Source organism: Erythrobacter colymbi (genome assembly GCF_002155685.1).
Taxonomy (GTDB): Bacteria; Pseudomonadota; Alphaproteobacteria; order Sphingomonadales; family Sphingomonadaceae; genus Erythrobacter; species Erythrobacter colymbi.
Genome location: NZ_MUYK01000005.1, coordinates 83,311 through 107,792 on the forward strand (window position 1 = coordinate 83,311; position 24,482 = coordinate 107,792).

A 24,482-nucleotide genomic window follows, 5' to 3' on the forward strand; every position below is an offset into this window, starting at 1 on the left:
GCTTGCGGGATCGCCCGCAAGCGCTCCGTTCGCGAGACCACCGTTGGATCAAACCGCAACCGACCGAATCTCGGCCTGGCCTTTTGTCCTTCTTCTGCTGGTCGCCTTTGCGGCGGGCGGCGGCGGCATCGGCTACCCGATGGCGAACCTGGCCGTCCAGCTGGCCGCATTGGCGGCGCTGGCATCGCGTCCCGGCAGCGTTGCGGCCTTCTGGCGAGAGGCCCCGCTTGCTCTTCGCCTGCTGGTGATTCTCTCGCTCGCGCTGCCGCTGTGCCAGATCATCCCGCTGCCCGAATCGGTATGGACCACGCTGCCCGGACGCTCGCTCGTCGCACGCTCGCTAGAGCAGGTGGGCGCGAGCGGCGCCATGCCGATCAGCGTCGACCCGCGCCGCACCCTGCTGGCCCTCACCGCTCTGGTGACGCCTGCCGCCATGCTATTCGCCGGATGGAACCTGCCGCGGGAGCGCCTGATCGATCTGGGCTGGCTGGTTGTCGGTCTCGGGATCGTGACCGTGCTGATGGGGCTCGTGCAACTGGGAGCGACCACGGGTGCCGGCACGCTCTACGGGGCGAGAAAGGCCGGCGCGCTGCTGCTCGGCACCTTTGCCAACCGCAATTCGACCGGCCTGTTCCTGACATTCGCCGTCGGCCTTGCCGCCCTCCTGCCCGCACCCCGTCCGCACCCCGCGATAGTCTACGCGCGGGTGGCGGTCTGCGTGCTCCTCGCAGTCGGCGTGGCGCTGACGCAGTCGCGCACCGCGCTGGTGCTGCTGATCGTACCCGTGCTGCTGGGCACGGCGCGCGCGCTGTCGGTGCTGCTCGCAAGGAAGACGCCGGGTGCCGCGCGCGCGGCGATGATCGGCCTCGGCGCCCTGGCGCTGGTCGGCGTGGCGGGCGGGACGCTGGTGGTTGCCGGACCGGGCCGCATCGGCGAGGCGCTCGAGCGGTTCGAGGCGAAGGATGATCCGCGGCGCTTCATCTGGGAAGATGCGACCTTCAGCGCGGGCCGCTACTGGCCGGTGGGCGCGGGGATCGGCACCTTCGACGAGATTTATCAGATCGACGAATCGCTCGAGAACCTGACCGCCCGCCGCGCTGGCCGGGCGCATAACGACTTCATCGAACTGACCATGGAGGCAGGGGCTGCCGGACTGGCGGTTGCTGCGGCATGGCTGGTGATGCTGGCTTGGCTGACCCTGCGCGCGCGCCGCGATCCGCATCGCTGGGCCGCCTGGGCGGGCGGTGCCTTCCTGCTGGTGATCGCGCTGCAATCCATCACAGACTACCCGCTGCGCAACCAGACGATCCTCGCCTTTGCAGGCTTCGCCCTGCTGCTGCTGGTGCGTCTGGCAGGCAGCGACAGGAGGGCCCGGACATGATCGGACGGATCATCTGGTGGACGGCGCTCGCGGCCGCCGCGCTGCTTACCGCAGGGCTACAGCTCGACTTCCGCACCCGCTCCACGCCCGACCTCGCGCCGCGCGTGCCCGAGATCCTGCGCAACTACGCGCAGGTGCGCATCACACAGAGCGCGCTCGCGGGCGACGATCCCGAGAAGGCCCTTGCCGAAGCGAAGCGGCTGGTGGAGCGGCGGCCGCTACCGGCCGAGTACCTTGCCCTTCTCGCCGCCTCGCAGGCCAAGGCCGGTCAGGATGCGGCGGCGGGCCGGACCATCCAGATCGCCGGGCAGCGCGGCTGGCGCGAACCGGTGACGCAGGAAGCCGTGCTGCGGATCGCGCTCGCCGCCGGAGACCGTGGCGAGGCCGCCCGCCGATACGTGGCCCTGTTCCTGCGCAACCAGACGCCGGACGCCTTGCTGGAACAGCTCGGCACCCTGGTGCTGGCTGGCCCGGACGATGCGGGGCGCAAGGCAATGGTCACGGTCGTCGTCGGTGCCGAGCGCTGGCGCACCACCTTCCTGCGGCGCGGGGCGCGGGTGATGCCGCCGGCCGCTTTCAGCGATATCGCGGTGGCGAGCATCCGCGCGGGCGTGAGCTTCGATTGCAAGACCCTCGGCCTCAGCCTCAAGGAGCTGGCACGGCGCGATGCCGCGGCGGCGCAAGGCCTTGCCCTTGCCGCATCCGCGCAGTGCCCGGATGCCGTGCCGAAGGCGCCCTGACCCTCAGAGCGTGCGGATGATCCCCGAGAAATCGGTGCCCGCATTGTCCTTGGCGAAGGCCTCGTAGATCGCACGGGCGTGCTCGCCCAGAGCCACGGTCGCACCGGCACTCTCGGCCGCTTCCATGGCGAGCTTCAGGTCCTTGAGCATCAGACCCGCGGCAAACCCGCCCTGATAGCCGTTGTCGGCCGGCGTGACCGGGCCGACTCCAGGGACGGGGCAATAGGACGTCATCGACCAGCACTGGCCTGACGACACGCTGGAGATGTCATAGAAGGTCTGGGGATCGAGACCCAGCTTCTGCGCCATCGCAAAGGCCTCGCAGGTGCCGATCATGTGGATCGCGAGCAGCATGTTGTTGCAGATCTTGGCCGCCTGTCCGGTGCCCGCAGCGCCGGCATGGATCACCGCCTTGCCCATCGCTTGCAAAATCGGCTGGGCGCGGGCGAAGGCCTCGTCGCTGCCGCCGACCATGAAGGTGAGCGTGCCGCCTGCCGCCGCCGCGATCCCGCCGGAGACGGGGGCATCGACCATCTGGTAGCCGTGCTGCTCGGTGACCGAGATCACCTCGCGCGCGGTGGCGACGTCGATGGTCGAGCAGTCGAGCAGAATCGCGCCTTCGGGGGCATGGCCGATCACGTCGTCCCAGTAGACCTGCTTCACGATCGCGCCGTTGGGCAGCATCGAGACCACCGCCTCGGCACCCGCGCAGGCTTCCTTGGCGGTAGCGAACGTGGTGCACCCCGCCTCGCGCGCGGCGGCGAGCGCGGCTTCGCTGAGGTCGAAGGCCTGCACCGCGTGCCGTGCCTTCACAAGGTTCGCGGCCATCCCGCCGCCCATGTTGCCGAGGCCGATAAAGGCGATTTTCATGCTGTTTCTCCCCTCCCCAGTGTCGGGCTTACCGCCCCTTCCACTGCCCTTCGCGCTTCTCGATGAAGGCGGCCATGCCCTCGGCCTTGTCTTCGGACGCCGTGAGGATCTGGAAGATCCGGCGCTCGACAATCAGGCCCTGATCCAAGGTCATTTCGAAGGCCGAGTTCACCATCTCCTTGTTGGCGATGGTCGCCATCGGCGGCATCGCGGCGATGGTGGCGGCGGTCTTGAGCGTTTCGGCAATCAGTTCTTCATGCGGCACCACGCGGGCAACGAGGTTGCTGCGCTCGGCCTCCTCGGCGTTCATCATCCGGCCGGTGAGGCACATTTCCATCGACTTCGACTTGCCGATCGCGCGGGTAAGGCGCTGCGAGCCGCCCATGCCGGGAGCCACGCCCAGCTTGATCTCGGGCTGGCCGAACTTTGCCTTGTCCGAGGCGATGATGAAATCCGCCATCATGGCGAGCTCGCACCCGCCGCCCAGCGCGAAGCCGTTGACCGCCGCGATCCACGGCTTGCGGGTCTTCTTGACGATCTCGCTCGTCCAGGGGCTGAAGAAATCGTCGAGGTAGAAGTCGGCGGCCGGCTTCTCGCTCATTTCCTTGATGTCGGCCCCGGCGGCAAAGGCCTTGTCGCCGCTGCCGGTGAGAATCGCACAGAGCTGGGTGGCGTCGGCCTGATAGGCGGCAAAGGCCTCGATCAGCTCGGCGAGCACCTGCGAGTTGAGCGCGTTCAGCGCCTGCGGGCGGTTGAGGGTGATGAGCGTGACGCCTTTGGTGCCCCGGGCGTCGGTTTCGACGAGAATTGTTTCGTAGGTGGCCATCGGCCTTCTCTCCTTCGTCACCCTGAACTTGTTTCAGGGTCCATGCTTCGGTCCGCACCGCCTGCGCCATTGGCAAAATGGATGCCGAAACGAGTTCAGCATGACGGTGCCGGGGGTGATCAGGCCAGCGGCGCCCACTCCTCGCCCTCGGGCAGGGGAGCGAAGATCGCGTCGAGCAACTCGTCGGTGACGTCCTCGGGCGTGGCCGGGTTCCACTTGGGATCGTTGGTCTTGTCGACGATCACCGCACGCACCCCCTCGGCAAAGTCAGGGCGGGTCAGCACGCGGCTCGCGATGCGGTATTCCATCCGCATGTTGTCGGCGAAATCGGACAGCTGCGCACTCTCGGCGAGCTGGCGTAGCGCCACCTTGCAGGTCTGCGGGCTCTTGGTGCCAAGCGTGTCGCGCTCGGTCGCGGCCCAGTGGTCGCCGGCCTCGGCCGCGGCTTCGAGACTGGCGAGAATGTCCTCGTAGCGGTCGGAGCCGAAGTGCTTGGCGATCTTGTCGGCATTGGCTTCGATCCGCGCCTTGGGCGGCGTGCCGACAGGCTCGCTGAGCACGCCTGCGATCCGGTCCGGGTGATCGTGGATGCGCGCCTTCAGCCCCTCGATCATCTCGTGCGGCACATAGTGCGTGGCAAGGCCGGTCCACAGGCACTCCGACCCGTCGAGCCGCGCACCGGTGAGGGCGAGGAACTGGCCGAGCCGCTGGCCGAGGCGCGAGAGATACCAGCCGCCGCCGACATCGGGGAACAGGCCGATCCCGGTCTCGGGCATGGCAAAACGGGTATTCTCGGTCGCCACGCGATACTTCGCGGGCTGCGAGATGCCGACGCCCCCGCCCATCGTGATGCCATCCATGAAGGCGACGATGGGCTTGGCGTAGGTGAACATCTGGTGGTTGAGCTGATACTCGTCGTGGAAGAACTTCCGGCCCGAGACCCCGCCATCGTTCAGCGCCGAATCGCGCAGGAAGGCGATGTCGCCGCCCGCGCAGAACCCGCGACCCTCGGCGTGGTCGAGAATCACCGCCTTGATCGCATCGTCCGCTGCCCACTCGGTCAGCGCCGCGCTCATCGCGTGGCACATCGGCAGCGTGAGGGCGTGGATCGCCTTGGGCCGGTTCAGGCTGATATGGCCGATCGGGCCATTGGTGCGGATCAGAACGTCTTCAGTCATTGCCCCGTGTCTTTCGGTTCGATCAGGTCCCAGCGGTTGCCGAAAGGATCGCTGAACACCGCTACCGTCCCATAGCTTTCGCGGCGCGGCTCTTCATGGAAATTCGCGCCAGCTTCGACGAGACGTGCATGGGTCCCTGCGAAATCTTGCGTGTGGGCGAAAAACGCCACCCGTCCGCCGGTCTGGTTGCCGATGGCGGCCGTCTGCGCATCGTTCGCCGCTCTGGCGAGGAGCAGGCGTCCACCGTCTTGCCCGCCGACCACCACCCAGCGCTTGCCCGCGCCCATGTCGCTGTCCTCGATCAGATCGAGGCCCAGTCCATCGACACAGAAGGCGATTCCCGCGTCGTAATCGGGCACCACCAATGTCGTCAGGGCAAGCCGGGTGCCGCTCACTGGCGCAGCAGATCGCGGCCCACGATCATCCGCATCACCTGATTGGTGCCTTCGAGGATCGAGTGCACTCTGAGGTCGCGCCAGAAGCGTTCGATGGGGTAATCGCGCAGATAGCCATAGCCGCCGAACAATTGCAGCGCATCGTTGACGATCTTCGAGCCGCTGTCGGTCGCCAGACGCTTGGCCATGGCGGAAAAGCGCGACTTGTCGGGCGCGTTGTCGGTCACCTTGGCTGCCGCGAGATAGAGCAGCGCGCGCGCCGCTTCCAGATCGGTCGCCATGTCGGCGAGCATGAACTGGGTGTTCTGGAAATCGGCGACCGGCTGATCGAACTGCTTGCGATCCTTGGTGTAGGCGATCGCCTCGTCGAGGCAGCGCTGCGCCCCGCCGAGCGAGCAGGCGCCGATGTTGAGGCGGCCGCCATCGAGACCCATCATCGCGAAGCGGAAGCCCTCGCCCTCGTCTCCGACGCGGTTGGCGACGGGCACACGCGCGTCCTCGAAGATCACCTGCGCGGTGGGCGAGGCGTTCCAGCCGAGCTTCTTCTCCGGCGCGCCGAAGCTGACGCCGGGGGTGTCCTTGTCGATCACGAGGCAAGTGATGCCCTTCGACTTGTGATCGCTGGTGCGCACCATTGTGACATAGACATCGTTGACGCCGCCGCCCGAGATGAACTGCTTGGTGCCGTTCAGCACGTAGTGGTCGCCATCCAGCCGGGCGCTGGTCTTCAGAGCCGCCGCGTCCGATCCGCTGCCTGGCTCGGTCAGGGCGTAGCTGGCGATTTTCTCCATCGTCACGAGGTCGGGCAGATACTTCGCCTTGACCTCCGCGCCGCCGAACTGGTCGATCATCCAGGCGGCCATGTTGTGGATCGAGATGAAGGCGCTGGTCGAGGGGCAGCCATAGGCCATGGCTTCCATGATCAGCGCCGCTTCCAGCCGGCCGAGGCCAATCCCGCCCGATTCCTCGGAGACATAGATCGCGCCGAAGCCCAGCTCGGCGCTGCGCTTGATCACGTCCTTGGGGAAGATGTGCTTCTCGTCCCATTCCGCCGCAAAGGGCGTGATGTTGTCGGCGGTGAAGCGCTGCGCCATTTCGCGGATGGCGAGCTGATCGTCGGTGAGTTGGAACTGTCCGGTCATGGCCGGTGCTCTAGCGAGTGTGCGGGCGCGGGAAAAGAGCGGGGCGCGCAAGAGGTCTGCGGAAATTTGCTAGGCGCGTTTGATGCGCATCACATCCCCGGCGCGCGATGCTGCGTAACAAGAGTGATGGCCGGACCGCAGCGCACTCTCATTATCGTCTACAATGCCGACGGCGGCCTGCTGAACGCCGCGCGCGATGCGGTGCACAAGCTGGTCTCGCCCGCGAACTACCCCTGCTCGCTCTGCGCGCTGACCTATGGCGCGGTGAGCATGCGCGGGGCGTGGCGGGCGTTCCTCGACCGGCTGGGGATCCCGGTGCTGTTCCTCTACCGCGACGAGTTCCGCGAGGATCTCGACAGCCGCGATCTGCCGCTGCCGGTGATCCTGCTCGGTGGCGAGAGCGATCCGCCCGAGGTGCTGGTCAGCGCGGCGGAGCTGAACGCCCTTCCCGATCTTCCGGCACTGATAGCGCTGGTGGCGACGCGGCTCAGTGCTTGAGCGGTTCGAGGTGGCAGGCATCGGCCTTCCCTGCCCCGGCAGCGGCAGCAAAGCGCTCGGCCGTCGGTGCCAGACGGCGGATCAGCGCGACACCCTTGGCGCTCGGGCTGACGATGGCGCCTTGCGCGGGCGCGCTGCCCGGCGGCATCAGGCGCACCGTCACCGCCTTGCCAGTCCCACGCAGCGTCGCGAAATTGTCGGTCTGCGCATCGAAGAAGGACAGCGACTGGTAGTCCGGCCAGTCCCCCATCGTCACTGCAAGCTGCGTCGCCGGATCGCTCAGGTCGAAGCGGCATAGCGCGTAGTAGAGATCGGGCGAGGAGCGCACCACTTGTTGCGTCGTCGGCGTGACCCGCTGCGGGTTGGTGAAGGCATGGAGCGCAACCCCGCGGTCCTCCAGCGCATCCATCGCGCGGGACATGATGAAAGACGGGGTCCGCGCCAGCGTCAGCATATGCGCGCCCACGGCGCACAGGGCGAAGACCGCGAGCGGGCCAATCCAGCGCTTCATCATCCGCCCTCGCACGAAAGCCGTTCGACACGCGGGGGAACAAGCGTTGCACCGGGCTTCGCCAGCAGGGCGGGGGTCGGCATGTAGAGCCTGAGCGTCAGGTCGAAATTGCCCGCGCTGCGGCTCGAAATCCACGCCTCGCCGCCTGCGGGCCGTGAAGGTGCGATCACAGCGGTCCATGCCCCGTCGCCAAAGCTTTGTGCGTTGACGCTGAGCGCATTGTCGCTGTTGGCGGGGAGCATGCTCTGCCCGTCATAGAGCGTCACCGACCACCACCCGGCCGGCATCGCGCCGCCCGTAAGGCGGTAGGTGCAGGCCTCGCGCAAGGGCGCTCCGGCATCGTCGGTGGCGCGGGTGAAGTAGACCGCTTCGGTCTTGGCGAGCGCGAGCAAGCCGTGCCTTGCGACACGCGCGCGGGTATAGGGATCGGCGGCCTCGGAGCCGGTGGCGAAGTCGCTGCGCCACCCGCCGACATCGACATTGCCGAAAGCCATGTTGCGCCCGGCCGGCCACAGCCCCGCCATCCACAGCGCGCTGCCGAGCCCGAGCGCGCTGCCGCCGATCACCGCCAGCAGATAGAGAACAAACCGCCGCATCAGCCGGGGATCACCGCCTCGGCCTCGATCTCCACGCGCCATTCGGGGCGGCACAGCCAGGCGACGCCGGCCATGGTTGCGGCGGGCTTGGCCTCTGCAAAGAAGCGCGCGTGCACCGCGCCGACCGCGTCCTGATCGTCGGGGTGGGTGAGCAGCATCCGCGTGCGCACGACATCGGCCGCGCGCCCGCCCAGTTCCTCGATCGCGGCGACGATGATGGCGCAGCACCGCGCCGCCTGCTCCGCCGCGCCGCCCGGGGTGGTGGAGCCATCGGGCTCGACCGGGCCGGTGCCGGCTACGATGATGCGGTTGCCCTCGCGCACCGCGCGGGCAAAGCCGAAGGTCGCCTCGTAAGGCGAACCCGATGTAGCCTTTGTACGCGTGCTCATCCGCAGGTGATGCCCGTGATCTTCATCTTGTCGTCATAGCGCACGTTCACGCGGTCCTCGCGGTAGTCCATCGTCCACGCGCTGTCCGGCGGACCCCAGCGCAGGGTGCGCGCGCCGCTGTCCTTGAGGATGGCGTTGCCCATCGCCTGGGTCGCGTCATGGCCGACATGGTACTGCGCAGGCTCGGCCTTGCAGGTCGGGGGAGCCGGTGCCGCCTCGGGGGCGGGTGCCTCACCCGTGGAAGCGCAGCCCGCCAGCCCTGCCGCCGCCGCTGCCACGATGATCCAGTTCTTCATCCCGTCCTCCGCCATGCATGCGCCGCGATCCGGCGTCTGGGGAGGAGCCTATCAGGCGCGCGCGGGGATGAGAAGCACCCCCTGCCGATCAGGCAGCGCGGACCAGCACGGGGCGCGGCGCTTCGGCCATCGAGGCGGCGGCAAGCCCCGCGAGATCATCTGCCGCAAGCGGGCGGCCGACGAAGTAACCTTGCGCATAATCGCAGCCGATCTGGGCGAGGAATTCGAGGCAGGCCCCCTCCTCTATTCCCTCGGCCACCACTTTCAGCCCCAGCTCGTGGGCCAGCTGCACGGTCGATCGCACCAGCATCGCATCGCCCTTGTCGGCATGGGCCTGGGCGACGAACATCCGGTCGATTTTCAGCTCCGAAAGGGGCAGCAGCTTGAGATAGTTGAGGGCCGACTGGCCGGTGCCGTAATCGTCCATCGAAATGCGGATGCCCGCCGCGCGGAACCGGTTGAGCGTGGCGATGGCCACGTCGGTATCCTCGAACTGTGCGCTTTCGGTCACTTCGAAGGTGACCTGTCCTTGCGGAAGACCCGAGCGGGCGACGAGCGCGAGCGCCCGCGCCTCGAAGGTTTCCGAGGTCAGCAGCGCAGCCGAAATGTTGACCGCAACCCCGATCCGCAACCCGCGCGCCTGCCAGCCCTGCGCATCGGCCAGCGCCTGCGCCAGCACCGCGAGCGTCACCTCGTCGAGCCGTCCGCGCTCCTCGAACAGGGGAATGAAGCAATCGGGCGGCAGCAGCCCGCGTTCGGGGTGGTTCCAGCGCACCAGCGCCTCCACCGCGTCGATCCGGCGGGTCACGAGGTTGAGCTTGGGCTGGTAGAGCACCGCGATGTTGCGGCTGCGCAGCGCCTCGTCGAGCTCGCCAAGCAGCGAGAGTTCGAGGCTGATCGCCTCGCCCGCTTCCTCGGTATGGAGCCGCCAAAGCTTGCCCGCGCGCTTGGCGAGGCTGGCCGCGTGCGCCGCATGGCCGGCGGGATCGAGCATGTCGCAATCCGCCACCCCGAAGGTGAGCGACACGCCGAGCCGGCGTCCGCCGATCTCGAACGGACTACGCATCAGCGCGCGCAAGCCGACGAGCTGACTCTCGAGCTCGTCGATCGGCAAAGGCGAGATCCACGCCAGCGTGCGATCCTCGCTGCGATAGATCACTGCGCCGCCGCTCGCGACCTGAAGGCGCTCGGCGATCCGGCGCAGCAGGGTGCCGAGGTTATCGGCATCGACGGTCAGCTTGATCGCATCGAAATCGTCGATCTGCGCGGCGACGAGGAAGCGGTCCGATGCCTGCGCCACGCGGGCCTGCAAGCCGAAGCGGTTGGGCAGGCCGCTTTCGGGATCGATCTGGCGGGCGGCGGCGGCGCGGCGCTGCGTCAGGATGATGTAGCGGATGAGGCCTGCGGACATGACCATCGCCAGCGCGGGCACGATCTCGAACCAGACTTCGCTCACCAGCCGTGCGGCGATCCAGCCGGCGAGAACAAAGGCCGCGGCGGTCGCGGTGCGCACCAGCACGACGCGTCGGCGGGGCGCCATGAGGACGGACAGGCCCATCATCGCAGCCAGTGCGAGCGGCCCCCACCAGTGGCCGTCGGTCGGCACGCCCCGCCGCAGCGTTTCGGCGGCAAGTGCCTGAATGATCACCCCGGGGATCACGCCATAGCTTGGCACGGCATAGCGATCGCCCAGCTCGACCGCGGTCGCGCCGATGATCACGTCCTTGCCTTGCAAGCTGCCCGGCGCGAACATCCCTTCCTCGATCGTGATGAAGCTGTGGCGCGGGATGGACTCCGGATCGATCCCGTAATCGACGAGGAATTGCTCGTCGGCCATGCCCGATTGTCCCGCGACGAAGGCCGAGAGCGAAGGGCGCGCGGTGGCGCTGGTGACGGTGCCGAACGGCACCCGCCGCACATAGCCGTCCTTGTCGGGCTCGACCGAGACCGAGGCAAGCTGCGCGTGTTCGCGCAGGACCGGGACGGGGAGGGAATCGAGCCGGCGCCGGTCGCCGAAGGCGGCGGCCTGGGCGAAAGTCGGCAAGGCGACGGTCGCGCGCGCCGCGGCAATGGCGTCGGCAAATTCGCGCTCGCCCGCCGGATCGGAGCTGCTCGAGAAATCGACGTCGAAGCTGATCGAGCGCACGCCGGCGGCATCGAGTTCCCGCACGACCTTGGCGTAGTGCTCGCGCGGCCAGGGCCAGCGGCGGATCGCGGCCATGCTGGCGGCGTCCATCTCCACCACGTGGACCTGGCCACTGGCCTCATGGCTGAACAGCGCGAAGCTGAGTTCGCTGAAGCGGTTTTCGGTGGTGCGGAAAGCGCCTGTCACCGCCCCTGCGAGGATGACCATCGTCAGGGCGCTGATCATCAGCAGGTTGGTGCGCCAGCTATCCGTCCGCAGCGATGCGAAGGCACGGACCAGAAAGAGGCGCGGGAATTTCATGAGGCGGCCGGGTGCCGATCAGCGCCAGCCGGACGCCGGGCGGAACGCGAGGTCCACGCCCGGTTCGAAGGGAAGCAGGAGACGCCCGCGGCCACCACCGCCGGCGCCCGGAGCCCCGCCGCCATTGTCACCGCCGCCGCCGGCACCATTGCTGTTGCCATTCCCGCCGGAGCCGCCAGCGCCGCCCGCACCATTGGCTCCGCCGTTTCCGGCTCCGGCATCATTGCCCGCACCGGCTCCGCCGCCCCCTGCACCACCGGCGCCATTGCCGTTACCGTTACCGTTGCCGTTGCCGTTGCCGTTGGCCCCATTGGCGCCCGCCCCATTGGCACCCCCGGCGCCAGCGCCGGGATCGTTGCCCGCACCGGCACCTCCGGCGCCGCCATTACCGTTGCCGTTGCCGTTGCCGTTGCCGTTGGCTCCGTTAGCGCCCGCACCGTTGGCACCTCCGGCGCCCGCACCGGGATCGTTACCTGCCCCGTTACCGGCCCCACCGGCACCCCCAGCGCCATTGCCATTGGCTCCGTTAGCACCAGCGCCGTTGCCGTTGCCATTGCCGTTGCCGGTATCGTTGCCCGCTCCGGCACCACCATTGCCATTTCCGTTGCCATTGCCAGCCCCGGCATCGTTGCCCGCGCCGGCACCGCCAGCGTCTCCGGAGCCTGCGCCGTTGCCGTTGGAGCCGTTAGCCCCTGCGCCGCCAGCCGAACCGCCACCTGCGCCCGCTTCGCCAGAATCCGATCCCGTGCCATTTCCGCCGGAGCCAGCGCCTGTCCCACTGCCATTGCCATTGCCATTACCATTGCCATTGCCATTGCCGCGGGTCGCGTTCTCCGAGACCACCACCGCGGCGAGCACGGCCACTTCGCCCGAGACAAAGCCGTTCGACACCTCGCCGAGATCGCGCGGAGTGCTGACGATCGCCTCCTCGATCCGCACCGGCGTTGCCGGGCCCTGCGAGGCCGGGCCATTCGCTGCCGAAGCCGGCTGCACCGCTGCGCCGCCTCCCGCACTGCGCGCGGGCGAATCGACCACATGACGGCTCTCGCCGTCGACCACCATCCGCAGCGGATCGGAGGCCGCGATCATCGCCACGCTGCCGGGGCGGATCAGTTCGACCGCGCCGCGATCCAGCGTCGAGGTCTCGACCGCGCCCTCCGTGACCTGAAGGCTCGCACCCTCGTCGCTCACCGTGATGACGAAGGTCGTGCCCTTCACGACGGCCGCGAGATAGGGCGTTTCCACTCCGAAATGGGGATTGGGCTGCTTGTCGATGTTGAACAGCGCGCTGCCATAATCCTGCAGGATCTGGATGATCCCGCGCTCGCGCTGGACGGGAACGATGCGAATCTGCGCGTTCTGGCGCATCGTCACGAACTCGCGCCCGCGCACCAGCACCGCCGAAGCCCCCGCCCCGGTGCGGATCGCGGCGCCCGCGGCCAGCTGGGTCCCGACCTTGGCGGGCCGCTGGCCGGCCGTGTCGATCACCGTCACCACGCCTTTGGATTCGCTCACGATCCAAGCCCCGTTCTGGGCAAGCGCAGGTGCGCCGCTGAACAGCAGCAACAGCATGGGCAAGAGGAGGCGATAGATGGTGCGCATAGGATTCTCCGTGCTTGCCCCTTAGCCTGCGACCTGCGGCAATCCCGTTTAAGGGCATGGTTAACAAGGAGTTTCCGGCGGAATTGATTAACCTTTGTGTCGTAGCAAGTGCGCTCGATTCATCCTCGGGGGAGTTGATTGATCCTGCGGCCGGTTAATCTTTGCGCCAGCGCTTTCGTGCTGCTGTCGGCGATTCCGCTGACGGCACAGGACGCGCTCGACCGCACGAACCCGGCCTCGCAGGCGGCGCGCGACGAGCAGGGCCTGCCCGTCCAGCAGCAGATCCGGATCGAGGTGCTGCCGGTGCTCGACACTCCGCTGGCCGATGAAGGCGCGCCGATCATGGATGTCGGCGCGATCGTGATCGACGGGCTGACAGTCTTGCGGCAGGCCGATTTCGCGCAGGTGGTCGAACCCTTTGCCGGCCGCCCCCTGAGCCGAGCCGACCTCGGCCGCCTCGCCGATGCGATCGCCGCCCGTGCGCGTAGCCGGGGCTATGTTCTCGCCACAGCATGGATTCCCGAACAGACGCTGGTCGGTGGCATGCTGCGGGTGCGGATCGACGAAGGACGGATCGACGCGGTGCGGATCGAGGGGTCGGACGATCCCGCCATCCGCCGCCAGCTCGAACGACTGGTCGGCGATCGCCCCGTCACGCTCGAAGCCCTGCAGCGCGAGGTGCTGCTCGCCGACGATCTGCCCGGCGTGTGGATTCGCGGCACCCGGTTCGAACGCCAGGGGGCCAGACGCATCCTGGTGGTCGATGCCGGCCGCAGCGACGTGGGCGGCAGCGTGCTTGTCGCGACCGACGGCACCAAGCCGCTGGGACCGGTGCGCGCGCGGATCGATTTCGATTCCAACGGGCTGATCTCGCCGCGCGACCGGATCGATCTCAGCTTCTCGGCCACTCCGCTGGATCCGGAGGAACTGGCGTTCTTCAGCGCGCGCTACAGCGTCATCATCAACGATGCCGGCACCAGCGTCGGGGCTTTTGGCACCTATTCGCGCACCGAGCCGGGTGCCTATCTCGCGGCCCGCAATCTCACCGGCGAGGCATGGCAGGGCGGCATCCGCCTGCGCCACCCGCTGATGCGCACGCAGACGCGCAGCCTGTGGCTGGAGGCGAGCGCCGAATTGCAGGACCTGAAGCAGGACAGCCTCGGCACCCTCGTGCGCGCCGACCGCATCGCGCTCGCGCGGCTGGGCTTCTATGGATACGGACCGCTCGCCGGGGGGACCCTGCAGGGCCGCGCGACGGTGAGCCAGGGGCTTCCGGTGCTCGGCGCGACCGGGAACAGCGACCCGCTCGCCTCGCGCTGGGACACGCAGCCCGATTTCACTACCTTGTACTGGTGGCTCAACTGGCGACGCGGGATCGCCCCGCGGGTAAGCGTGTCGCTCGCCACCATCGGCCAGCTCTCCACCGCGCCGCTGCTGATCGGCGAAAGCTTCGCGCTGGGCGGCACCGGCTTCCTGCGCGGCTATGATTTCGCGCAGCGCGTGGGGGACGAGGGCGTCGCGGGGCTGGCCGAGCTGCGCTACGACTGGCCCAAGGCGCTGGGCGCGGTGCGCAACGTGCAGCTCTATGCCTTCGCCGATGGCGGGACGGTATCGAACCTGCAAGGCGGCCTTGGCGGCGGCACGCTGGCGTCGAGCGGCGGAGGCCTGCGCGCCGACATCACCCGCAATATGGGCCTCGATTTCGAGGTCGCCGTGCCCCTTACCGAAGACCGCTACGACACGGGCGACAACACCCCGCGCATCAACGTGAGGGTCAGCCAGTCGTTCTGAAGCGGCGGGGCCTCAGCCCCCGTGCTTGTCGAGCTCGTCGCCGGTCACGCTCACCACGTGGAGCAGGTTGGTCGCGCCCGGGGTTCCGAAGGGCACCCCGGCGAGCACGATCAGCTTGGCGCCCGCGCTGGCGAACTTGTGGCGCAGCGCCATGCGCTTGCCCTTGCCGATCATCTCCTCGAAGCTGCCGATGTCCTTGGTCGCCACCGCGTGCGCGCCCCAGAGGAGCCCCATGCGGCGTGCGGTGCGGGTCGAGGGGGTGAGCACCAGCACCGGGGTCGCCGGCCGCTCGCGCGCCACCCGCCGCGCGGTCGAACCGCTGGTGGTGAATACCGTGATGGCGCTGATCGGCACGGTATCGGCAATGGTCATGCAGGCATGCGCCAGCGCGTCCGAGGTGGTCGCATCGGGCGGCGTTTCGAGGAAGCGCACGCGTGCCTTGTAGCCCTCGTCGCGCTCCACCTGCACCGCGATGCTGTCCATCATCGCGACCGATTCCTCGGGCCATGCGCCCGCCGCGCTCTCGGCCGAGAGCATCACCGCGTCCGCCCCGTCATAGACCGCATTGGCGACGTCGGAGACTTCCGCGCGGGTCGGCGTGGGCGCCTCGATCATGCTTTCGAGCATCTGCGTCGCCACGATGACCGGCTTGCCCGCGCGGCGTGCCATGTTGACGATCTTCTTCTGGAGCGGCGGCACCTCGTAAGGCTCGAGCTCCACGCCCAGATCCCCGCGCGCGACCATGATGCCATCAGCGAGCTCGATGATCCCGTCGAGCCGGTCGACCGCCTTGGGCTTCTCGATCTTGGCGCAGATCGCAGTGCCGTGGGTGCCGATGAGCTTGCGCGCCTCGGCAATATCTTCGGGCCGCTGCACGAAGGAGAGCGCGATCCAGTCCGCCCCGTGCTCGGTGGCGAAGGCCAGGTCGCGGCGGTCCTTTTCGGTCAGCGCGGGGATCGGAACCTCGGCATCGGGCACGTTGACGCCCTTGCGGTCCGAGATCACCCCGCCGACTTCGGCGGAGCACAGGATGCGGCTGTCGTCCGCCTCGAGCACCTTCAGCCGGATCTTGCCGTCGTTGATCAGCAGGCGCTGCCCGCGCTCCATGATCCCGAACAGCTCGGGATGCGGCAGGCACACGCGGTTCTCGTCGCCCGGGGTCTCGTCGCGGTCGAGCACGAAGTGGCCCGAATGGCGGATCACCGCCTGCCCGTCCCGGAAGGTGCCGACGCGCAGCTTGGGCCCCTGAAGGTCGGCGAGGATCGCGATGGGCCGCGCGATCTGCTTTTCCAGCGCGCGGATCGCGGCGATCACCGGCTCGTGATCGGCATGGGCGCCGTGGCTCATGTTGAGGCGGAAGGCATCGGCGCCGGCGCGCACCAGCCGCTCGAGCATTTCGGGCGAGCGGCTCGCGGGGCCGATGGTGGCGAGAATCTTGACCTTGCGGCCGCGCGGGCCGATCCGTGACTGGTCGCGTCGTGACATTATTGGCTATCCCTCTTGAGGATCGCCTATGGCACAGGCGGATTTCAACTCAAGGAAAAGCCGCGATGAATAGCAATGCCGATCCGCTCGATGCGCTGGACGACGCACAGGCCGCAGCCGCCTTCCGCCGCCTCGTCCGCCACTTGCGCCACCGCCACGATGCGCAGAACATCGACCTGATGGGGCTCGCGGGCTTCTGCCGCAACTGCCTCGCCGATTGGATCCGCGATGCGGGCTACGATGGCGACAAGGAAGCCGCGCGCGAGCTGATCCACGGAATGCCGAGCGCCGAGTGGAAAGCCACCCGCCAGACCCCCGCGACCGAGGAACAGCTCGCCCGCATGGAAGCGAGCGTGGCGAAGAACAGGGCCTTGGGCGACTAGGCGATCAGCGGCATTCGACCTGCGAGGGCCGCGGCGCGCGGGTCGTGCAGGTTGCGCCGCCCACCACTTCGACCGTGCCGGGCCCGCCGACATTGATGTCGGCCGCGCCCGAGATATCGGCGAAGACCGACCCCGGGCCGCCGACCGAGATCGCCCCGCTGGCGGCACGCAGCCGCTTGGCGTCGATCGAGCCTGCTCCGCCGAGTGCAAAAGCGACGACTTCAGCCGTTCCGCCGATCTGGACCGAACCCGAGCCGCCAATCGCCACGTCCACGTTTTGCGCCTTGATGTCGGAGACCGTGATCTTGCCCGCGCCGTTCACCACCGCTGCAAACGCCGGAACGCTCGTAGCGGCATTCACGATCTCCACCTGCGCCGGCCCATCGGTTTCTATGCCCTCGAGCGCCGGAAGCGAAACGACCACCTGCAAGCCCGAGCCAGGATTCCAGCTCCAGTCTGCACCTTCGCGAAAGCCGATGGTCAGCACGCCGTCTTCCACTTTGGTCCGGGCATCGGCAAGCAGCTCAGGCGGACCGGCGAGGGTGACGGCGCTAGTCTCGACCGGGGCGGACATGACGAAAACCTTGATCGCGCCCACCACCTTGATCTTGCGAACGCCGGTGAACTCTTCCCTGCGAGCCTCATAGGGTGACGGGTTGCGATCCCCCTGCGCCTGCACTCCAACCGCCCATCCGGCAGCAAAAAAGGCGAACGTTACCGCAGCTGTGACAGCCCGAAGCATGATCCGCATGTTTGCCCGCTCCCTTCTGATTCTCGTCTAAGCTATCAGAACCTAAGGGAATTCCGAAGGATTGAATGCAACTGGGGGATGTTTCGAAGTCACCCTTCCCCATAGGCCGGACAGCTTCTATCCGAACACGCAACTGATTCTCGCACGACCGGAGACCCCCATGAGCGACAACGCCACCGCCGCCGACGACCGCCTGCGCCTGCTGATCGAGCGCATCGAACGCCTCGAGGAAGAGAAGAAGGGCATCGCCGACGACATCCGCGACGTCTACATGGAAGCCAAGGCGGTGGGCTATGATCCCAAGATCATGCGCCAGATCGTGCGCCTGCGGAAGATGAAGCCCGACGACCGCAGCGAGCAGGACATGCTGCTCGAAACCTACAAGGCCGCGCTCGGCATGGCGTGATCGCCGCGCGGGATGTCATTGAACTTTCTCCGCCCTGTGTTATCCCGGTAAGACAGCTTTGAGAGGAGACACGGCAATGGCATCCCCCTGGAAAGACGCGCGCGGCGTCATCGTCAGCACCACCCCGACCCTCGAGGGCCGGCCGATCCAGGAATATTGCGGCATCGTCACCGGCGAGGTGATCGTCGGCGCGAACCTGTTCCGCGATCTGTTCGCCAACATCCGCGACATCGTCGGCGGGCGCTCGGGCTCGTATGAGCGCATCCTTGCCGACGCACGCAACCAGGCGATCCAGGAATTGCAGGCCGAAGCCGCAGCGCTCGGCGGCAATGCCGTGGTCGGGATCGACCTCGATTACGAGGTGATCGGCCCCAACGGCTCGATGCTGATGGTGAGCGCCAGCGGGACGGCGGTGCGGGTCTGAGACCTCACGCAAACGCCCAAATAGCCACGACCAGCGCCGAGTTGTAGGCGGCGTGCTGCACGATGGCTGCGCGCAGCCCGAGGCGGGTGCGGGTGTAGGCGAGCAGCATCCCGCCGACCATCAGCGGCGCCACGACAAGCACCCCCAGCGGGCCAGTGAGCGCGGTGAAGCGCCCGAGGTGGATCAACCCGAAGATCACGGCCGATCCCCAGACCATCCAGCGGAAGTGCGCGATGAACCACGCGGGCACGACCGTGTCGCGATGCCGCGTCAAACCCCAGTGGACGAGACCGACAAACGCCGTCGCTACGCCGAGAAGGGCGATCAGGCGCCCGCCGTCGGTGCCCACGGCATAGCCCACGAGGAACAGAGACAGCGCCGCACAGCCGAAGGCTGCGAAGCGGAGCGCAGCCCTGCGCCCGATCAGCCAGCCGCGATGCAGCGGCTCCTCGATCAGGGGGGCGAGCAGAAGGTATTCAAACACCTGCCGCGGGCCGAGGTCCGGTTCCGGTAGCGATTCGGGAAGCATTCCGCTCGGGCCGAGGACGAGTTCGAGCAGTCTGGCGGGCAGGAGTACGCCCAACAGGTTAAGCACGATCATCGTTGCCAGTGCGGCCCTGAATGCCGGCCCCCACGCCATCGACCGCGGGGCATAGGTCGGTCGCACCACAAACCGCGCCACATCGGCCAGCCGTTCGCGCAGCGTCATGCCGCGACCCACGCCCCCGCTTGCATCGCCCGCATCTGACGGAGTAAGGGCCGCGCCACCATTTCCAACATTTCCGGTGAAGTCGTCCAATGGCAGGCCATTCCAAGTTCAAGAACATCATGCACCGCAAGGGTGCGCAGGACAAGAAACGCGCCGCGATGTTCTCCAAGCTCTCGCGCGAGATCACCGTGGCGGCCAAGATGGGCATGCCCGATCCCGAAATGAACCCGCGCCTGCGCCTCGCGGTCAACGCCGCCAAGGCGCAGTCGATGCCCAAGGACAACATCCAGCGCGCGATCGACAAGGCCTCGCAGGCCGGCGGCGAGGACTATATCGAGATGCGCTACGAGGGCTATGGCCCGGGCGGCGTCGCGCTGATCGTCGAGGCGCTGACGGACAACCGCAACCGCACCGCCACCAACGTGCGCACCGCCTTCAGCAAGAACGGCGGCAACCTCGGCAGCGAAGGCTCGGTGAGCCACGGTTTCGAGCGGCGCGGTCTGATCGAATACTCGGCCGCCGCGGGTGACGAGGAAAAGGTACTCGAAGCCGCGATCGAGGCGGGCGCGGATGATGTCGAAAGCTCGGAAGACGGCCACACCATCTGGACCGCCGCCGATGCGCTGCACGGCGTTGCGGGCGAGCTCGAAAAGGTGCTCGGCCCGGCGGACAACGTGAAGCTGGCGTGGAAGCCCGTGCTGACCGTGGAAGCCGACGAGGCGACCGCCGCCACCCTGATGAAGCTGATCGACACGCTCGAAGACGACGACGACGTCCAGACCGTCTGGGGCAATTACGAAATCTCCGACGAGGTGATGGAGAAGCTGGGGTGATCAAACTCCCCTCCCGCAAGCGCGAGGGGGAGGTATGCTGATCCTCGGCCTTGATCCCTCGCTGTCCTCGACCGGCTGGGGCGTGATCCGGGCCGAGGGGGCGCGGATCAGCCACATTGCCAACGGTCAGGTGAAGACCGACCCCGCCGCCCCCCTACCCGAAAGGCTCGCGGCGCTTCAGGCGGGGCTGGCCGAGGTCATCGCCGCTCACCGCCCGACCCGCGCGGCGGCGGAGGAGATCTTCGTCAACAAGAACCCGCAATCAACCCTCAAGCTCGCCCAGGCGCGCGGCTGCGTGCTGGCGGCCTGCGGGATGGCGGGGCTCGCCGTCAACGAACACGCCGCACGGCTGGTCAAGAAGGCCGTCACGGGCACCGGCGGGGCGGAAAAGGTGCAGGTCGCCGCGATGGTCAAGGTGCTGCTCCCCGGCGTGCAGATTGCCGGCAGCGACGCGGCCGACGCGCTCGCGGTGGCGATTGCCGACGCGCATCTTTCGCCCCGCTCTTGACCACACCCCCTCGTCATTGCGAGGAGCGCTAGCGACGAAGCAATCCATGGACTGACCTCTCGGATTGCGCTTCGCAGCAATGTCAGACCATGGATTGCCGCGCCGCCTGCGGTGGCTCGCAATGACGAGGAATTTCTGAACGTGATCCACCTCTACGGCATCCCCAATTGCGACACGGTCAAGAAGGCGCGGGTGTGGCTGGATGGTCAGGGCAAGGACTACACCTTCCACGACTACAAGAAGGAGGGCGCAGATCCCGAGCGCATCGCGGGATGGATCGCCGCCGCGGGCCTCGATGTGGTGGTGAACCGCAAGGGCACGACCTTCCGCGCGCTGTCCGAGGACGACAAGGCCCGCGCCGCAGATGCCGCCACCGCCCCTGCCCTGCTCGCCGCCAACCCCTCGGTCATCAAGCGGCCGATCGCCGAACACGCGGGCGGCATTCTCGTCGGCTTCAAGCCGGAGGAATGGGCCGCAGCCCTCGGCTGACGCGCACCTGCTGCCCATGAACCCGCTGGAGATCATCGCTGTCGCGCTCGGGCTGGCCAATATCGGCCTGCTGGTGAAGCGCAGCATTTGGAACTACCCCTTCGGCATGGCGATGGTAGCGCTCTATTGCGTGATCTTCGCCGAGGCGCGGCTCTATGGCGAGGCGGCCTTGCAGGTGTTCTTCTTCGTCGTGCAGGGCTGGGGCTGGTGGCTGTGGGCCCGCGCCGGAGGCCTCGCGCAGTCGGTCGAGGTCACGTGGATGGGCTGGCCCGCGCGCATCGCGGCGCTGGTGCTGGTTGCGGTCAGCGCGCTCGGCATCGGCTGGGAGATGGCCCGCTTCACCGATGCCGCGGTCCCCTATGCCGATGCGACCATCGCCGGGGCGAGCGTGGTCGCGCAGGTGCTGCTGGCGGTGCGGCGGGTGGAGAACTGGGCGCTGTGGGTCGCGATCGACGTGCTGTCGGTCGGGGTCTACATCAACCGCGAGCTTTACCTCACCGCGGGGCTCTATGCGGTGTTCCTCGTGCTGGCGGTGATGGGCCTCAGGGAATGGGCGAAAGCCGCTCGTGATGGCGAGGCCATCGCCGCGTGACGAAGCGCGGGTTCCTCCTCGGCAAGTTCATGCCCCCGCACGCCGGGCACCTGTCGCTGATCCGCGCCGCGCGCGCGCTGGTGGACGAGTTGACGGTGCTGGTATGCTGGCTGCCGGACGATCCGATCCCGGGCGAGACGCGCCTTGCATGGATGCGCGAACTCGCGCCCGATTGCCGCGTGATCGGCCACAGTGCGGTCGTCCCGCAGGCGCCGGAGGACTCTCCCGACTTCTGGCCGGTCTGGCGCGGCATCGTCGCCGCCGCGCATCCTGAGCCGATCGACTACGTCTTCGCAGGCGAGGATTACGGCGCAGAGCTAGCGCGGCAGGTGGGCGGGTTCTTCGTGCCCTTGGGCGGGCGGGTGCTGGGCCTCTCCGCCGATCCGGTCGCGGGCCTATCGGCCAGCGCCGTCCGCAGCGATCCGGCGGCGCATTGGGCTTACCTCCCCCAACCCGTCCGCCGGCATTACCGCCGCACCGTCTGCCTCCACGGGGCCGAGAGCACCGGCAAGACCACGCTCGCCGCGCGCCTTGCTGGGGAGACCGGCGCACTCACCGTCGGTGAATATGGCCGCAGCCATTGCGAGGCGCACAGGGAGCGGCTCACCCGCGATGACCTGCTTCTGATCGGCCGCGCACAGACCGCGATGATCGAGGCCGCGCACGCATGGGCCGGGCCGCTGCTCCTCGTCGACACCGATGCGCTGATGACCGCCGCGTGGACCGAGATGCTGCTCGGCGAGCGGCCCGCGGAGCTGATGGCCCAGCCCAAGGCCGACCTCTACCTGCTGCTCGAACCCGACCTGCCGTGGGTCGATGACGGCACCCGCTTCTTCAGCGATCCCGCCGACCGTCACAGGTTCGCAACCATCGTCGAGCAGGTGCTGGTCGACGCGGGCGTTCGCTTCGTGCGGATCGCCGGGCAAGGGCCGGAGCGGCTGGACGCGGCGCGCGCCGCCTTGGGAGCGATTGATGAATAGACCTGGCCTGATCTGTGCCGCCATGCTGCTCGCCGCCGCGCCCGCCACGGCGCCGGCGCAGGCACAGGGAGATTCCATGCTGATCATCGCCCACCGCGGCGCGAGTGCCGAACGCCCCGAACACACGCTCGCCGCCTATGAGCGCGCGATCGACGAGGGCGCGGACTATATCGAGCCCGATCTGGTCGCCACCAAGGACCTCGCCCTCGTCTCGCGCCACGAGAACGAGCTGTCGGCCACCACCGACGTCGCCACCCGCGAGGAGTTCGAGGACCGCCGCCGCGAGAAGACCATCGACGGGCGGCTGGTCGCAGGCTGGTTCGCCGAGGACTTCACCCTCGCCGAACTGCGCACCCTGCGCGTGAAGGAGCGCATTCCGGGCGTCCGCCCCGCCAATGCGCGCTTCGACGGGCTCTATCAGGTGGCGACGCTTGCCGACATCGTGAAGCTGGTGCGCGCCAAGGAGGCCGAGACCGGGCGGCGGATCGGCATCTATCCCGAATTGAAGCACCCCACCTTCCTGCTCCAGAACGAAGGCATCGATCTGGTCGACCTGCTGCTGCGCGAATTCCGGCAGCTCGGCATCACGCCGGCCGATCCGGTGTTCATCCAGAGCTTCGAGATCGCCCCGCTCCAGCGCCTGAGGCAGCGCGCGCCGGGGTTCAAAAACGTCCTTCTGGTCGAGCCCACCGGTGGCCCGGCGGACGAACCCGCGCTGCGTTATGCCGACATGGTGACGCCCTCGGGCCTTGCCGAGGTGGCGAAATATGCCGACGTGGTGGGCGCGCACATCGCGATGGTGCTCAACCCCGATGGCACCCCGACCGCGCTGGTCGCCGATGCGAAGGCGGCGGGTCTGGAGGTCCACGCCTGGACGATCCGGCCCGAGAACGACTTCCTCCCCGCCATGCTGCGGACGGGCGAGGATCCCAAGGGCAAGGGCTGCGGCGACGTGAAACTCGCCGCGCTGCTGAAGGCGGCGGGCGTCGCGGGCGTGTTCACCGACGGGCCGCTGAAGGGGCGCAGCTGTCCCTAGCTCCGATCGTCTCGCAATCCTGCGCGGTACGCTTTCTTAATTGATTTCATGGAACAATCACCTCTCGTATCGAAGGGGTCGCACCATGAAACACCTGTTCCTGCCGCTTGTCCTGATCGCAGCTTCGGGCTGCGACTCTGTCTTGGGACCGCCCCAGACGCTCGAGGAAGAGCTCGCGGACGCCGCGTATTTCTTCAACACTGCCGGCACGGCGATGCTGCCTGACGAATTCGGCAAGGCGCGGGTGGAGGCCGAGGTGATCGGCAAGGACATGCTCGTGTTCCGCATTCTCGATCTGCCGACCGGTCATGCCACGATCGATCCGGCCACCGCGCGGCAAAAGCTGCGGCCCAAGCTGTGCGACACGAGCAGCGCCCGCGATCTGTTTGCGCGCGGCGGGAAGATCCGGATGGAGATCATCTCCAACATCGGGGTCGAGGCAACCGCGTTCCAGATCGCCAGCTGCTAGGGCCGCCGCGCGCTCAGGATATAGTTGAGCGCCATGTCGTCCGACAGGTGCAGCCCCTTCCCCGGGCGCCATGCAATCCCGCGCTTTGCCGTGACCGTCAGGCCCGCCTCGGCGAGCAGCGCCTCGAGCTCGTCGGGGGTGACGAAGTCCTCCCAGTGGTGGGTGCCCTTGGGGACATAGCCCACCGCCTCGGCCGCGCCGACCAGCAGCACGCGGCTTGCCGCGGTGCGGTTGGGGGTCGACATGACGAGCAGGCCGTCAGGTGCGAGCCGCGCCGCGACATCCTTGAGGAAGGCCGGTTTGTCGGCGACGTGCTCGATCACCTCGACGCTGGTGACGAGATCGAAGGTGCCGATGTCGAGCCCTGCGACCTCGCCCGCCATGTAGCGGATATCGAGCCCCACGCCCTCGGCATGGGTCGCCGCGGCCGCAACGTTCTCCGCCGCCGCATCGACGCCGGTCACCGCCGCGCCGAGCCGCGCGAGAGGCTCGCACAAGAGCCCCGCCCCGCAGCCGATATCGAGCGCGGATTTGCCCGCCAGCGGCCGCGCCGCCCCCGCCGCCTCGGGCCAATGCGCGTCGATCGCGTCACGCACGAAGGCGAGCCGCACCGGGTTCACCTGATGGAGCGAGGCCATCGGCCCCTTGGGATTCCACCAGTCGCGCGCCAGCTTTGCGAAAAAATCTGCCTCTTCGGGGCGAATTGTAACATTCGGAATGTTTGCGTTTCCCATGAACCATCCCTAACAGCGCGCG

General features: G+C 68.0%; 29 protein-coding genes. 14 read left to right on the forward strand and 15 right to left on the reverse strand.

The genetic code is table 11. From position 1 onward, the window contains the following. Positions 1 to 43: 43 nt before the first annotated feature. Together BZF57_RS12215 and BZF57_RS12220 are read left to right on the forward strand one after the other, a co-directional pair. Complete coding sequence (locus tag BZF57_RS12215; RefSeq protein WP_086738242.1) at positions 44 to 1,381, forward strand: O-antigen ligase family protein; 1,338 nt, start codon at positions 44 to 46, stop codon at positions 1,379 to 1,381. Continuing rightward, positions 1,378 to 2,121: a M15 family metallopeptidase domain-containing protein gene (locus BZF57_RS12220; protein WP_086738247.1), complete on the forward strand. Its 744-nt coding sequence runs from the start codon at positions 1,378 to 1,380 to the stop codon at positions 2,119 to 2,121. The genes BZF57_RS12215 and BZF57_RS12220 overlap by 4 nt, the downstream gene beginning before the upstream one ends. A gap of 3 nt (positions 2,122 to 2,124) precedes the next feature. Here the strand turns inward: BZF57_RS12220 and mmsB are convergent, their stop codons facing one another. From mmsB to BZF57_RS12245, 5 genes are all read right to left on the reverse strand, one after another. After that, on the reverse strand, positions 2,125 to 2,991 hold the full coding sequence (mmsB, locus tag BZF57_RS12225) for a 3-hydroxyisobutyrate dehydrogenase (protein WP_086738250.1): 867 nt from the start codon (positions 2,989 to 2,991) through the stop codon (positions 2,125 to 2,127). Between the two features lie 28 nt (positions 2,992 to 3,019). After that, complete coding sequence (locus BZF57_RS12230) at positions 3,020 to 3,817, reverse strand: enoyl-CoA hydratase-related protein (protein ID WP_086738254.1); 798 nt, start codon at positions 3,815 to 3,817, stop codon at positions 3,020 to 3,022. A gap of 119 nt (positions 3,818 to 3,936) precedes the next feature. Continuing rightward, a complete protein-coding gene (locus BZF57_RS12235; protein ID WP_086738258.1) occupies positions 3,937 to 4,995 on the reverse strand; it encodes an enoyl-CoA hydratase/isomerase family protein in 1,059 nt (352 codons plus the stop codon). Further along, positions 4,992 to 5,390 carry a VOC family protein gene (locus BZF57_RS12240; RefSeq protein ID WP_240505965.1) on the reverse strand — a complete coding sequence of 133 codons (399 nt, stop codon included), beginning with the start codon at positions 5,388 to 5,390 and terminating at the stop codon, positions 4,992 to 4,994. Before BZF57_RS12240 ends, BZF57_RS12235 begins: the two co-directional genes overlap by 4 nt. Next, on the reverse strand, positions 5,387 to 6,532 hold the full coding sequence (locus BZF57_RS12245) for an acyl-CoA dehydrogenase family protein (RefSeq protein WP_086738261.1): 1,146 nt from the start codon (positions 6,530 to 6,532) through the stop codon (positions 5,387 to 5,389). The genes BZF57_RS12240 and BZF57_RS12245 overlap by 4 nt, the downstream gene beginning before the upstream one ends. Before the next feature lie 126 nt (positions 6,533 to 6,658). On the opposite strand from BZF57_RS12245, the gene BZF57_RS12250 reads away from it, so the two are divergent. Further along, the gene (locus BZF57_RS12250) at positions 6,659 to 7,030 is read left to right on the forward strand and encodes a hypothetical protein (RefSeq protein ID WP_086738266.1); all 372 of its coding nucleotides are present in this window, start codon (positions 6,659 to 6,661) and stop codon (positions 7,028 to 7,030) included. Here the strand turns inward: BZF57_RS12250 and BZF57_RS12255 are convergent. The 6 genes from BZF57_RS12255 to BZF57_RS12280 form a co-directional block, all read right to left on the reverse strand. Continuing rightward, a complete protein-coding gene (locus BZF57_RS12255) occupies positions 7,020 to 7,541 on the reverse strand; it encodes a DUF1254 domain-containing protein (protein ID WP_162291003.1) in 522 nt (173 codons plus the stop codon). The genes BZF57_RS12250 and BZF57_RS12255 overlap by 11 nt on opposite strands. Next, on the reverse strand, positions 7,541 to 8,137 hold the full coding sequence (locus tag BZF57_RS12260) for a DUF1214 domain-containing protein (RefSeq protein ID WP_086738274.1): 597 nt from the start codon (positions 8,135 to 8,137) through the stop codon (positions 7,541 to 7,543). Before BZF57_RS12260 ends, BZF57_RS12255 begins: the two co-directional genes overlap by 1 nt. Beyond that, positions 8,137 to 8,526 carry a RidA family protein gene (locus BZF57_RS12265; RefSeq protein WP_086738278.1) on the reverse strand — a complete coding sequence of 130 codons (390 nt, stop codon included), beginning with the start codon at positions 8,524 to 8,526 and terminating at the stop codon, positions 8,137 to 8,139. The genes BZF57_RS12260 and BZF57_RS12265 overlap by 1 nt, the downstream gene beginning before the upstream one ends. Continuing rightward, complete coding sequence (locus BZF57_RS12270; protein WP_086738594.1) at positions 8,523 to 8,822, reverse strand: I78 family peptidase inhibitor; 300 nt, start codon at positions 8,820 to 8,822, stop codon at positions 8,523 to 8,525. Before BZF57_RS12270 ends, BZF57_RS12265 begins: the two co-directional genes overlap by 4 nt. A gap of 88 nt (positions 8,823 to 8,910) precedes the next feature. Further along, a complete protein-coding gene (locus BZF57_RS12275; RefSeq protein ID WP_086738282.1) occupies positions 8,911 to 11,268 on the reverse strand; it encodes an EAL domain-containing protein in 2,358 nt (785 codons plus the stop codon). An 18-nt stretch (positions 11,269 to 11,286) separates the two neighbouring features. Continuing rightward, on the reverse strand, positions 11,287 to 12,870 hold the full coding sequence (locus BZF57_RS12280) for a FecR domain-containing protein (RefSeq protein ID WP_086738284.1): 1,584 nt from the start codon (positions 12,868 to 12,870) through the stop codon (positions 11,287 to 11,289). 177 nt (positions 12,871 to 13,047) lie between these two features. On the opposite strand from BZF57_RS12280, the gene BZF57_RS12285 reads away from it, so the two are divergent. Then, the gene (locus BZF57_RS12285; RefSeq protein ID WP_143738490.1) at positions 13,048 to 14,661 is read left to right on the forward strand and encodes a ShlB/FhaC/HecB family hemolysin secretion/activation protein; all 1,614 of its coding nucleotides are present in this window, start codon (positions 13,048 to 13,050) and stop codon (positions 14,659 to 14,661) included. Between the two features lie 12 nt (positions 14,662 to 14,673). On the opposite strand, the gene pyk is transcribed toward BZF57_RS12285, so the two are convergent. Then, positions 14,674 to 16,146, reverse strand: a complete 1,473-nt coding sequence (pyk, locus tag BZF57_RS12290; protein WP_086738290.1) for a pyruvate kinase — start codon at positions 16,144 to 16,146, stop codon at positions 14,674 to 14,676. Between the two features lie 65 nt (positions 16,147 to 16,211). Here pyk and BZF57_RS12295 point away from each other — a divergent pair, with 65 nt between their 5' ends. After that, the gene (locus BZF57_RS12295; RefSeq protein WP_086738293.1) at positions 16,212 to 16,529 is read left to right on the forward strand and encodes a DUF1244 domain-containing protein; all 318 of its coding nucleotides are present in this window, start codon (positions 16,212 to 16,214) and stop codon (positions 16,527 to 16,529) included. Positions 16,530 to 16,533: 4 nt separating this feature from the next. Here BZF57_RS12295 and BZF57_RS12300 read toward each other — a convergent pair whose 3' ends face one another. Further along, the gene (locus BZF57_RS12300) at positions 16,534 to 17,280 is read right to left on the reverse strand and encodes a GIN domain-containing protein (RefSeq protein WP_086738296.1); all 747 of its coding nucleotides are present in this window, start codon (positions 17,278 to 17,280) and stop codon (positions 16,534 to 16,536) included. A 160-nt stretch (positions 17,281 to 17,440) separates the two neighbouring features. Between BZF57_RS12300 and BZF57_RS12305 the strand changes: the two genes are divergently transcribed. Next, positions 17,441 to 17,686, forward strand: a complete 246-nt coding sequence (locus tag BZF57_RS12305; RefSeq protein WP_086738299.1) for a DUF2312 domain-containing protein — start codon at positions 17,441 to 17,443, stop codon at positions 17,684 to 17,686. 76 nt (positions 17,687 to 17,762) lie between these two features. Beyond that, positions 17,763 to 18,110, forward strand: a complete 348-nt coding sequence (locus BZF57_RS12310; RefSeq protein WP_086738301.1) for a heavy metal-binding domain-containing protein — start codon at positions 17,763 to 17,765, stop codon at positions 18,108 to 18,110. A 4-nt stretch (positions 18,111 to 18,114) separates the two neighbouring features. On the opposite strand, the gene BZF57_RS12315 is transcribed toward BZF57_RS12310, so the two are convergent. Further along, entirely contained in the window at positions 18,115 to 18,819 is a 705-nt protein-coding gene (locus BZF57_RS12315; RefSeq protein WP_086738304.1) for a CPBP family glutamic-type intramembrane protease, read from the reverse strand. Positions 18,820 to 18,908: 89 nt separating this feature from the next. Here BZF57_RS12315 and BZF57_RS12320 point away from each other — a divergent pair, with 89 nt between their 5' ends. From BZF57_RS12320 to BZF57_RS12350, 7 genes are all read left to right on the forward strand, one after another. Then, entirely contained in the window at positions 18,909 to 19,652 is a 744-nt protein-coding gene (locus BZF57_RS12320; protein ID WP_086738307.1) for a YebC/PmpR family DNA-binding transcriptional regulator, read from the forward strand. 34 nt (positions 19,653 to 19,686) lie between these two features. Continuing rightward, a complete protein-coding gene (gene ruvC, locus BZF57_RS12325) occupies positions 19,687 to 20,160 on the forward strand; it encodes a crossover junction endodeoxyribonuclease RuvC (protein ID WP_086738310.1) in 474 nt (157 codons plus the stop codon). Positions 20,161 to 20,271: 111 nt separating this feature from the next. Beyond that, complete coding sequence (locus tag BZF57_RS12330) at positions 20,272 to 20,649, forward strand: Spx/MgsR family RNA polymerase-binding regulatory protein (RefSeq protein WP_240505966.1); 378 nt, start codon at positions 20,272 to 20,274, stop codon at positions 20,647 to 20,649. 16 nt (positions 20,650 to 20,665) lie between these two features. After that, entirely contained in the window at positions 20,666 to 21,241 is a 576-nt protein-coding gene (gene pnuC / locus BZF57_RS12335) for a nicotinamide riboside transporter PnuC (RefSeq protein ID WP_086738314.1), read from the forward strand. Continuing rightward, on the forward strand, positions 21,238 to 22,221 hold the full coding sequence (locus tag BZF57_RS12340; RefSeq protein WP_240505967.1) for an AAA family ATPase: 984 nt from the start codon (positions 21,238 to 21,240) through the stop codon (positions 22,219 to 22,221). Before pnuC ends, BZF57_RS12340 begins: the two co-directional genes overlap by 4 nt. Beyond that, positions 22,214 to 23,257 (forward strand): glycerophosphodiester phosphodiesterase family protein, encoded by a 1,044-nt coding sequence (locus BZF57_RS12345; RefSeq protein ID WP_086738318.1) that lies wholly within the window; start codon positions 22,214 to 22,216, stop codon positions 23,255 to 23,257. The genes BZF57_RS12340 and BZF57_RS12345 overlap by 8 nt, the downstream gene beginning before the upstream one ends. 85 nt (positions 23,258 to 23,342) lie before the next feature. Then, positions 23,343 to 23,726, forward strand: coding sequence for a hypothetical protein (locus BZF57_RS12350; RefSeq protein ID WP_086738321.1), 384 nt, complete (start codon positions 23,343 to 23,345; stop codon positions 23,724 to 23,726). Here BZF57_RS12350 and ubiG read toward each other — a convergent pair. Further along, a complete protein-coding gene (gene ubiG / locus BZF57_RS12355) occupies positions 23,723 to 24,460 on the reverse strand; it encodes a bifunctional 2-polyprenyl-6-hydroxyphenol methylase/3-demethylubiquinol 3-O-methyltransferase UbiG (protein WP_086738324.1) in 738 nt (245 codons plus the stop codon). The two genes, BZF57_RS12350 and ubiG, sit on opposite strands and share 4 nt — an antisense overlap. Positions 24,461 to 24,482: the final 22 nt, after the last annotated feature.

Excerpts from the sequence above, each read along its gene's own strand:
- BZF57_RS12220 (WP_086738247.1), top strand. The coding sequence starts at position 1,378 with ATGATCGGACGGATCATCTGGTGGACGGCGCTCGCGGCCGCCGCGCTG.
- mmsB (WP_086738250.1), bottom strand. The coding sequence starts at position 2,991 with ATGAAAATCGCCTTTATCGGCCTCGGCAACATGGGCGGCGGGATGGCC.
- BZF57_RS12230 (WP_086738254.1), bottom strand. The coding sequence starts at position 3,817 with ATGGCCACCTACGAAACAATTCTCGTCGAAACCGACGCCCGGGGCACC.
- BZF57_RS12235 (WP_086738258.1), bottom strand. The coding sequence starts at position 4,995 with ATGACTGAAGACGTTCTGATCCGCACCAATGGCCCGATCGGCCATATC.
- BZF57_RS12245 (WP_086738261.1), bottom strand. The coding sequence starts at position 6,532 with ATGACCGGACAGTTCCAACTCACCGACGATCAGCTCGCCATCCGCGAA.
- BZF57_RS12250 (WP_086738266.1), top strand. The coding sequence starts at position 6,659 with ATGGCCGGACCGCAGCGCACTCTCATTATCGTCTACAATGCCGACGGC.
- BZF57_RS12255 (WP_162291003.1), bottom strand. The coding sequence starts at position 7,541 with ATGAAGCGCTGGATTGGCCCGCTCGCGGTCTTCGCCCTGTGCGCCGTG.
- BZF57_RS12260 (WP_086738274.1), bottom strand. The coding sequence starts at position 8,137 with ATGCGGCGGTTTGTTCTCTATCTGCTGGCGGTGATCGGCGGCAGCGCG.
- BZF57_RS12265 (WP_086738278.1), bottom strand. The coding sequence starts at position 8,526 with ATGAGCACGCGTACAAAGGCTACATCGGGTTCGCCTTACGAGGCGACC.
- BZF57_RS12270 (WP_086738594.1), bottom strand. The coding sequence starts at position 8,822 with ATGAAGAACTGGATCATCGTGGCAGCGGCGGCGGCAGGGCTGGCGGGC.
- BZF57_RS12275 (WP_086738282.1), bottom strand. The coding sequence starts at position 11,268 with ATGAAATTCCCGCGCCTCTTTCTGGTCCGTGCCTTCGCATCGCTGCGG.
- BZF57_RS12280 (WP_086738284.1), bottom strand. The coding sequence starts at position 12,870 with ATGCGCACCATCTATCGCCTCCTCTTGCCCATGCTGTTGCTGCTGTTC.
- pyk (WP_086738290.1), bottom strand. The coding sequence starts at position 16,146 with ATGTCACGACGCGACCAGTCACGGATCGGCCCGCGCGGCCGCAAGGTC.
- BZF57_RS12295 (WP_086738293.1), top strand. The coding sequence starts at position 16,212 with ATGAATAGCAATGCCGATCCGCTCGATGCGCTGGACGACGCACAGGCC.
- BZF57_RS12300 (WP_086738296.1), bottom strand. The coding sequence starts at position 17,280 with ATGCGGATCATGCTTCGGGCTGTCACAGCTGCGGTAACGTTCGCCTTT.
- BZF57_RS12305 (WP_086738299.1), top strand. The coding sequence starts at position 17,441 with ATGAGCGACAACGCCACCGCCGCCGACGACCGCCTGCGCCTGCTGATC.
- BZF57_RS12310 (WP_086738301.1), top strand. The coding sequence starts at position 17,763 with ATGGCATCCCCCTGGAAAGACGCGCGCGGCGTCATCGTCAGCACCACC.
- BZF57_RS12315 (WP_086738304.1), bottom strand. The coding sequence starts at position 18,819 with ATGACGCTGCGCGAACGGCTGGCCGATGTGGCGCGGTTTGTGGTGCGA.
- BZF57_RS12320 (WP_086738307.1), top strand. The coding sequence starts at position 18,909 with ATGGCAGGCCATTCCAAGTTCAAGAACATCATGCACCGCAAGGGTGCG.
- ruvC (WP_086738310.1), top strand. The coding sequence starts at position 19,687 with ATGCTGATCCTCGGCCTTGATCCCTCGCTGTCCTCGACCGGCTGGGGC.
- pnuC (WP_086738314.1), top strand. The coding sequence starts at position 20,666 with ATGAACCCGCTGGAGATCATCGCTGTCGCGCTCGGGCTGGCCAATATC.
- BZF57_RS12345 (WP_086738318.1), top strand. The coding sequence starts at position 22,214 with ATGAATAGACCTGGCCTGATCTGTGCCGCCATGCTGCTCGCCGCCGCG.
- BZF57_RS12350 (WP_086738321.1), top strand. The coding sequence starts at position 23,343 with ATGAAACACCTGTTCCTGCCGCTTGTCCTGATCGCAGCTTCGGGCTGC.
- ubiG (WP_086738324.1), bottom strand. The coding sequence starts at position 24,460 with ATGGGAAACGCAAACATTCCGAATGTTACAATTCGCCCCGAAGAGGCA.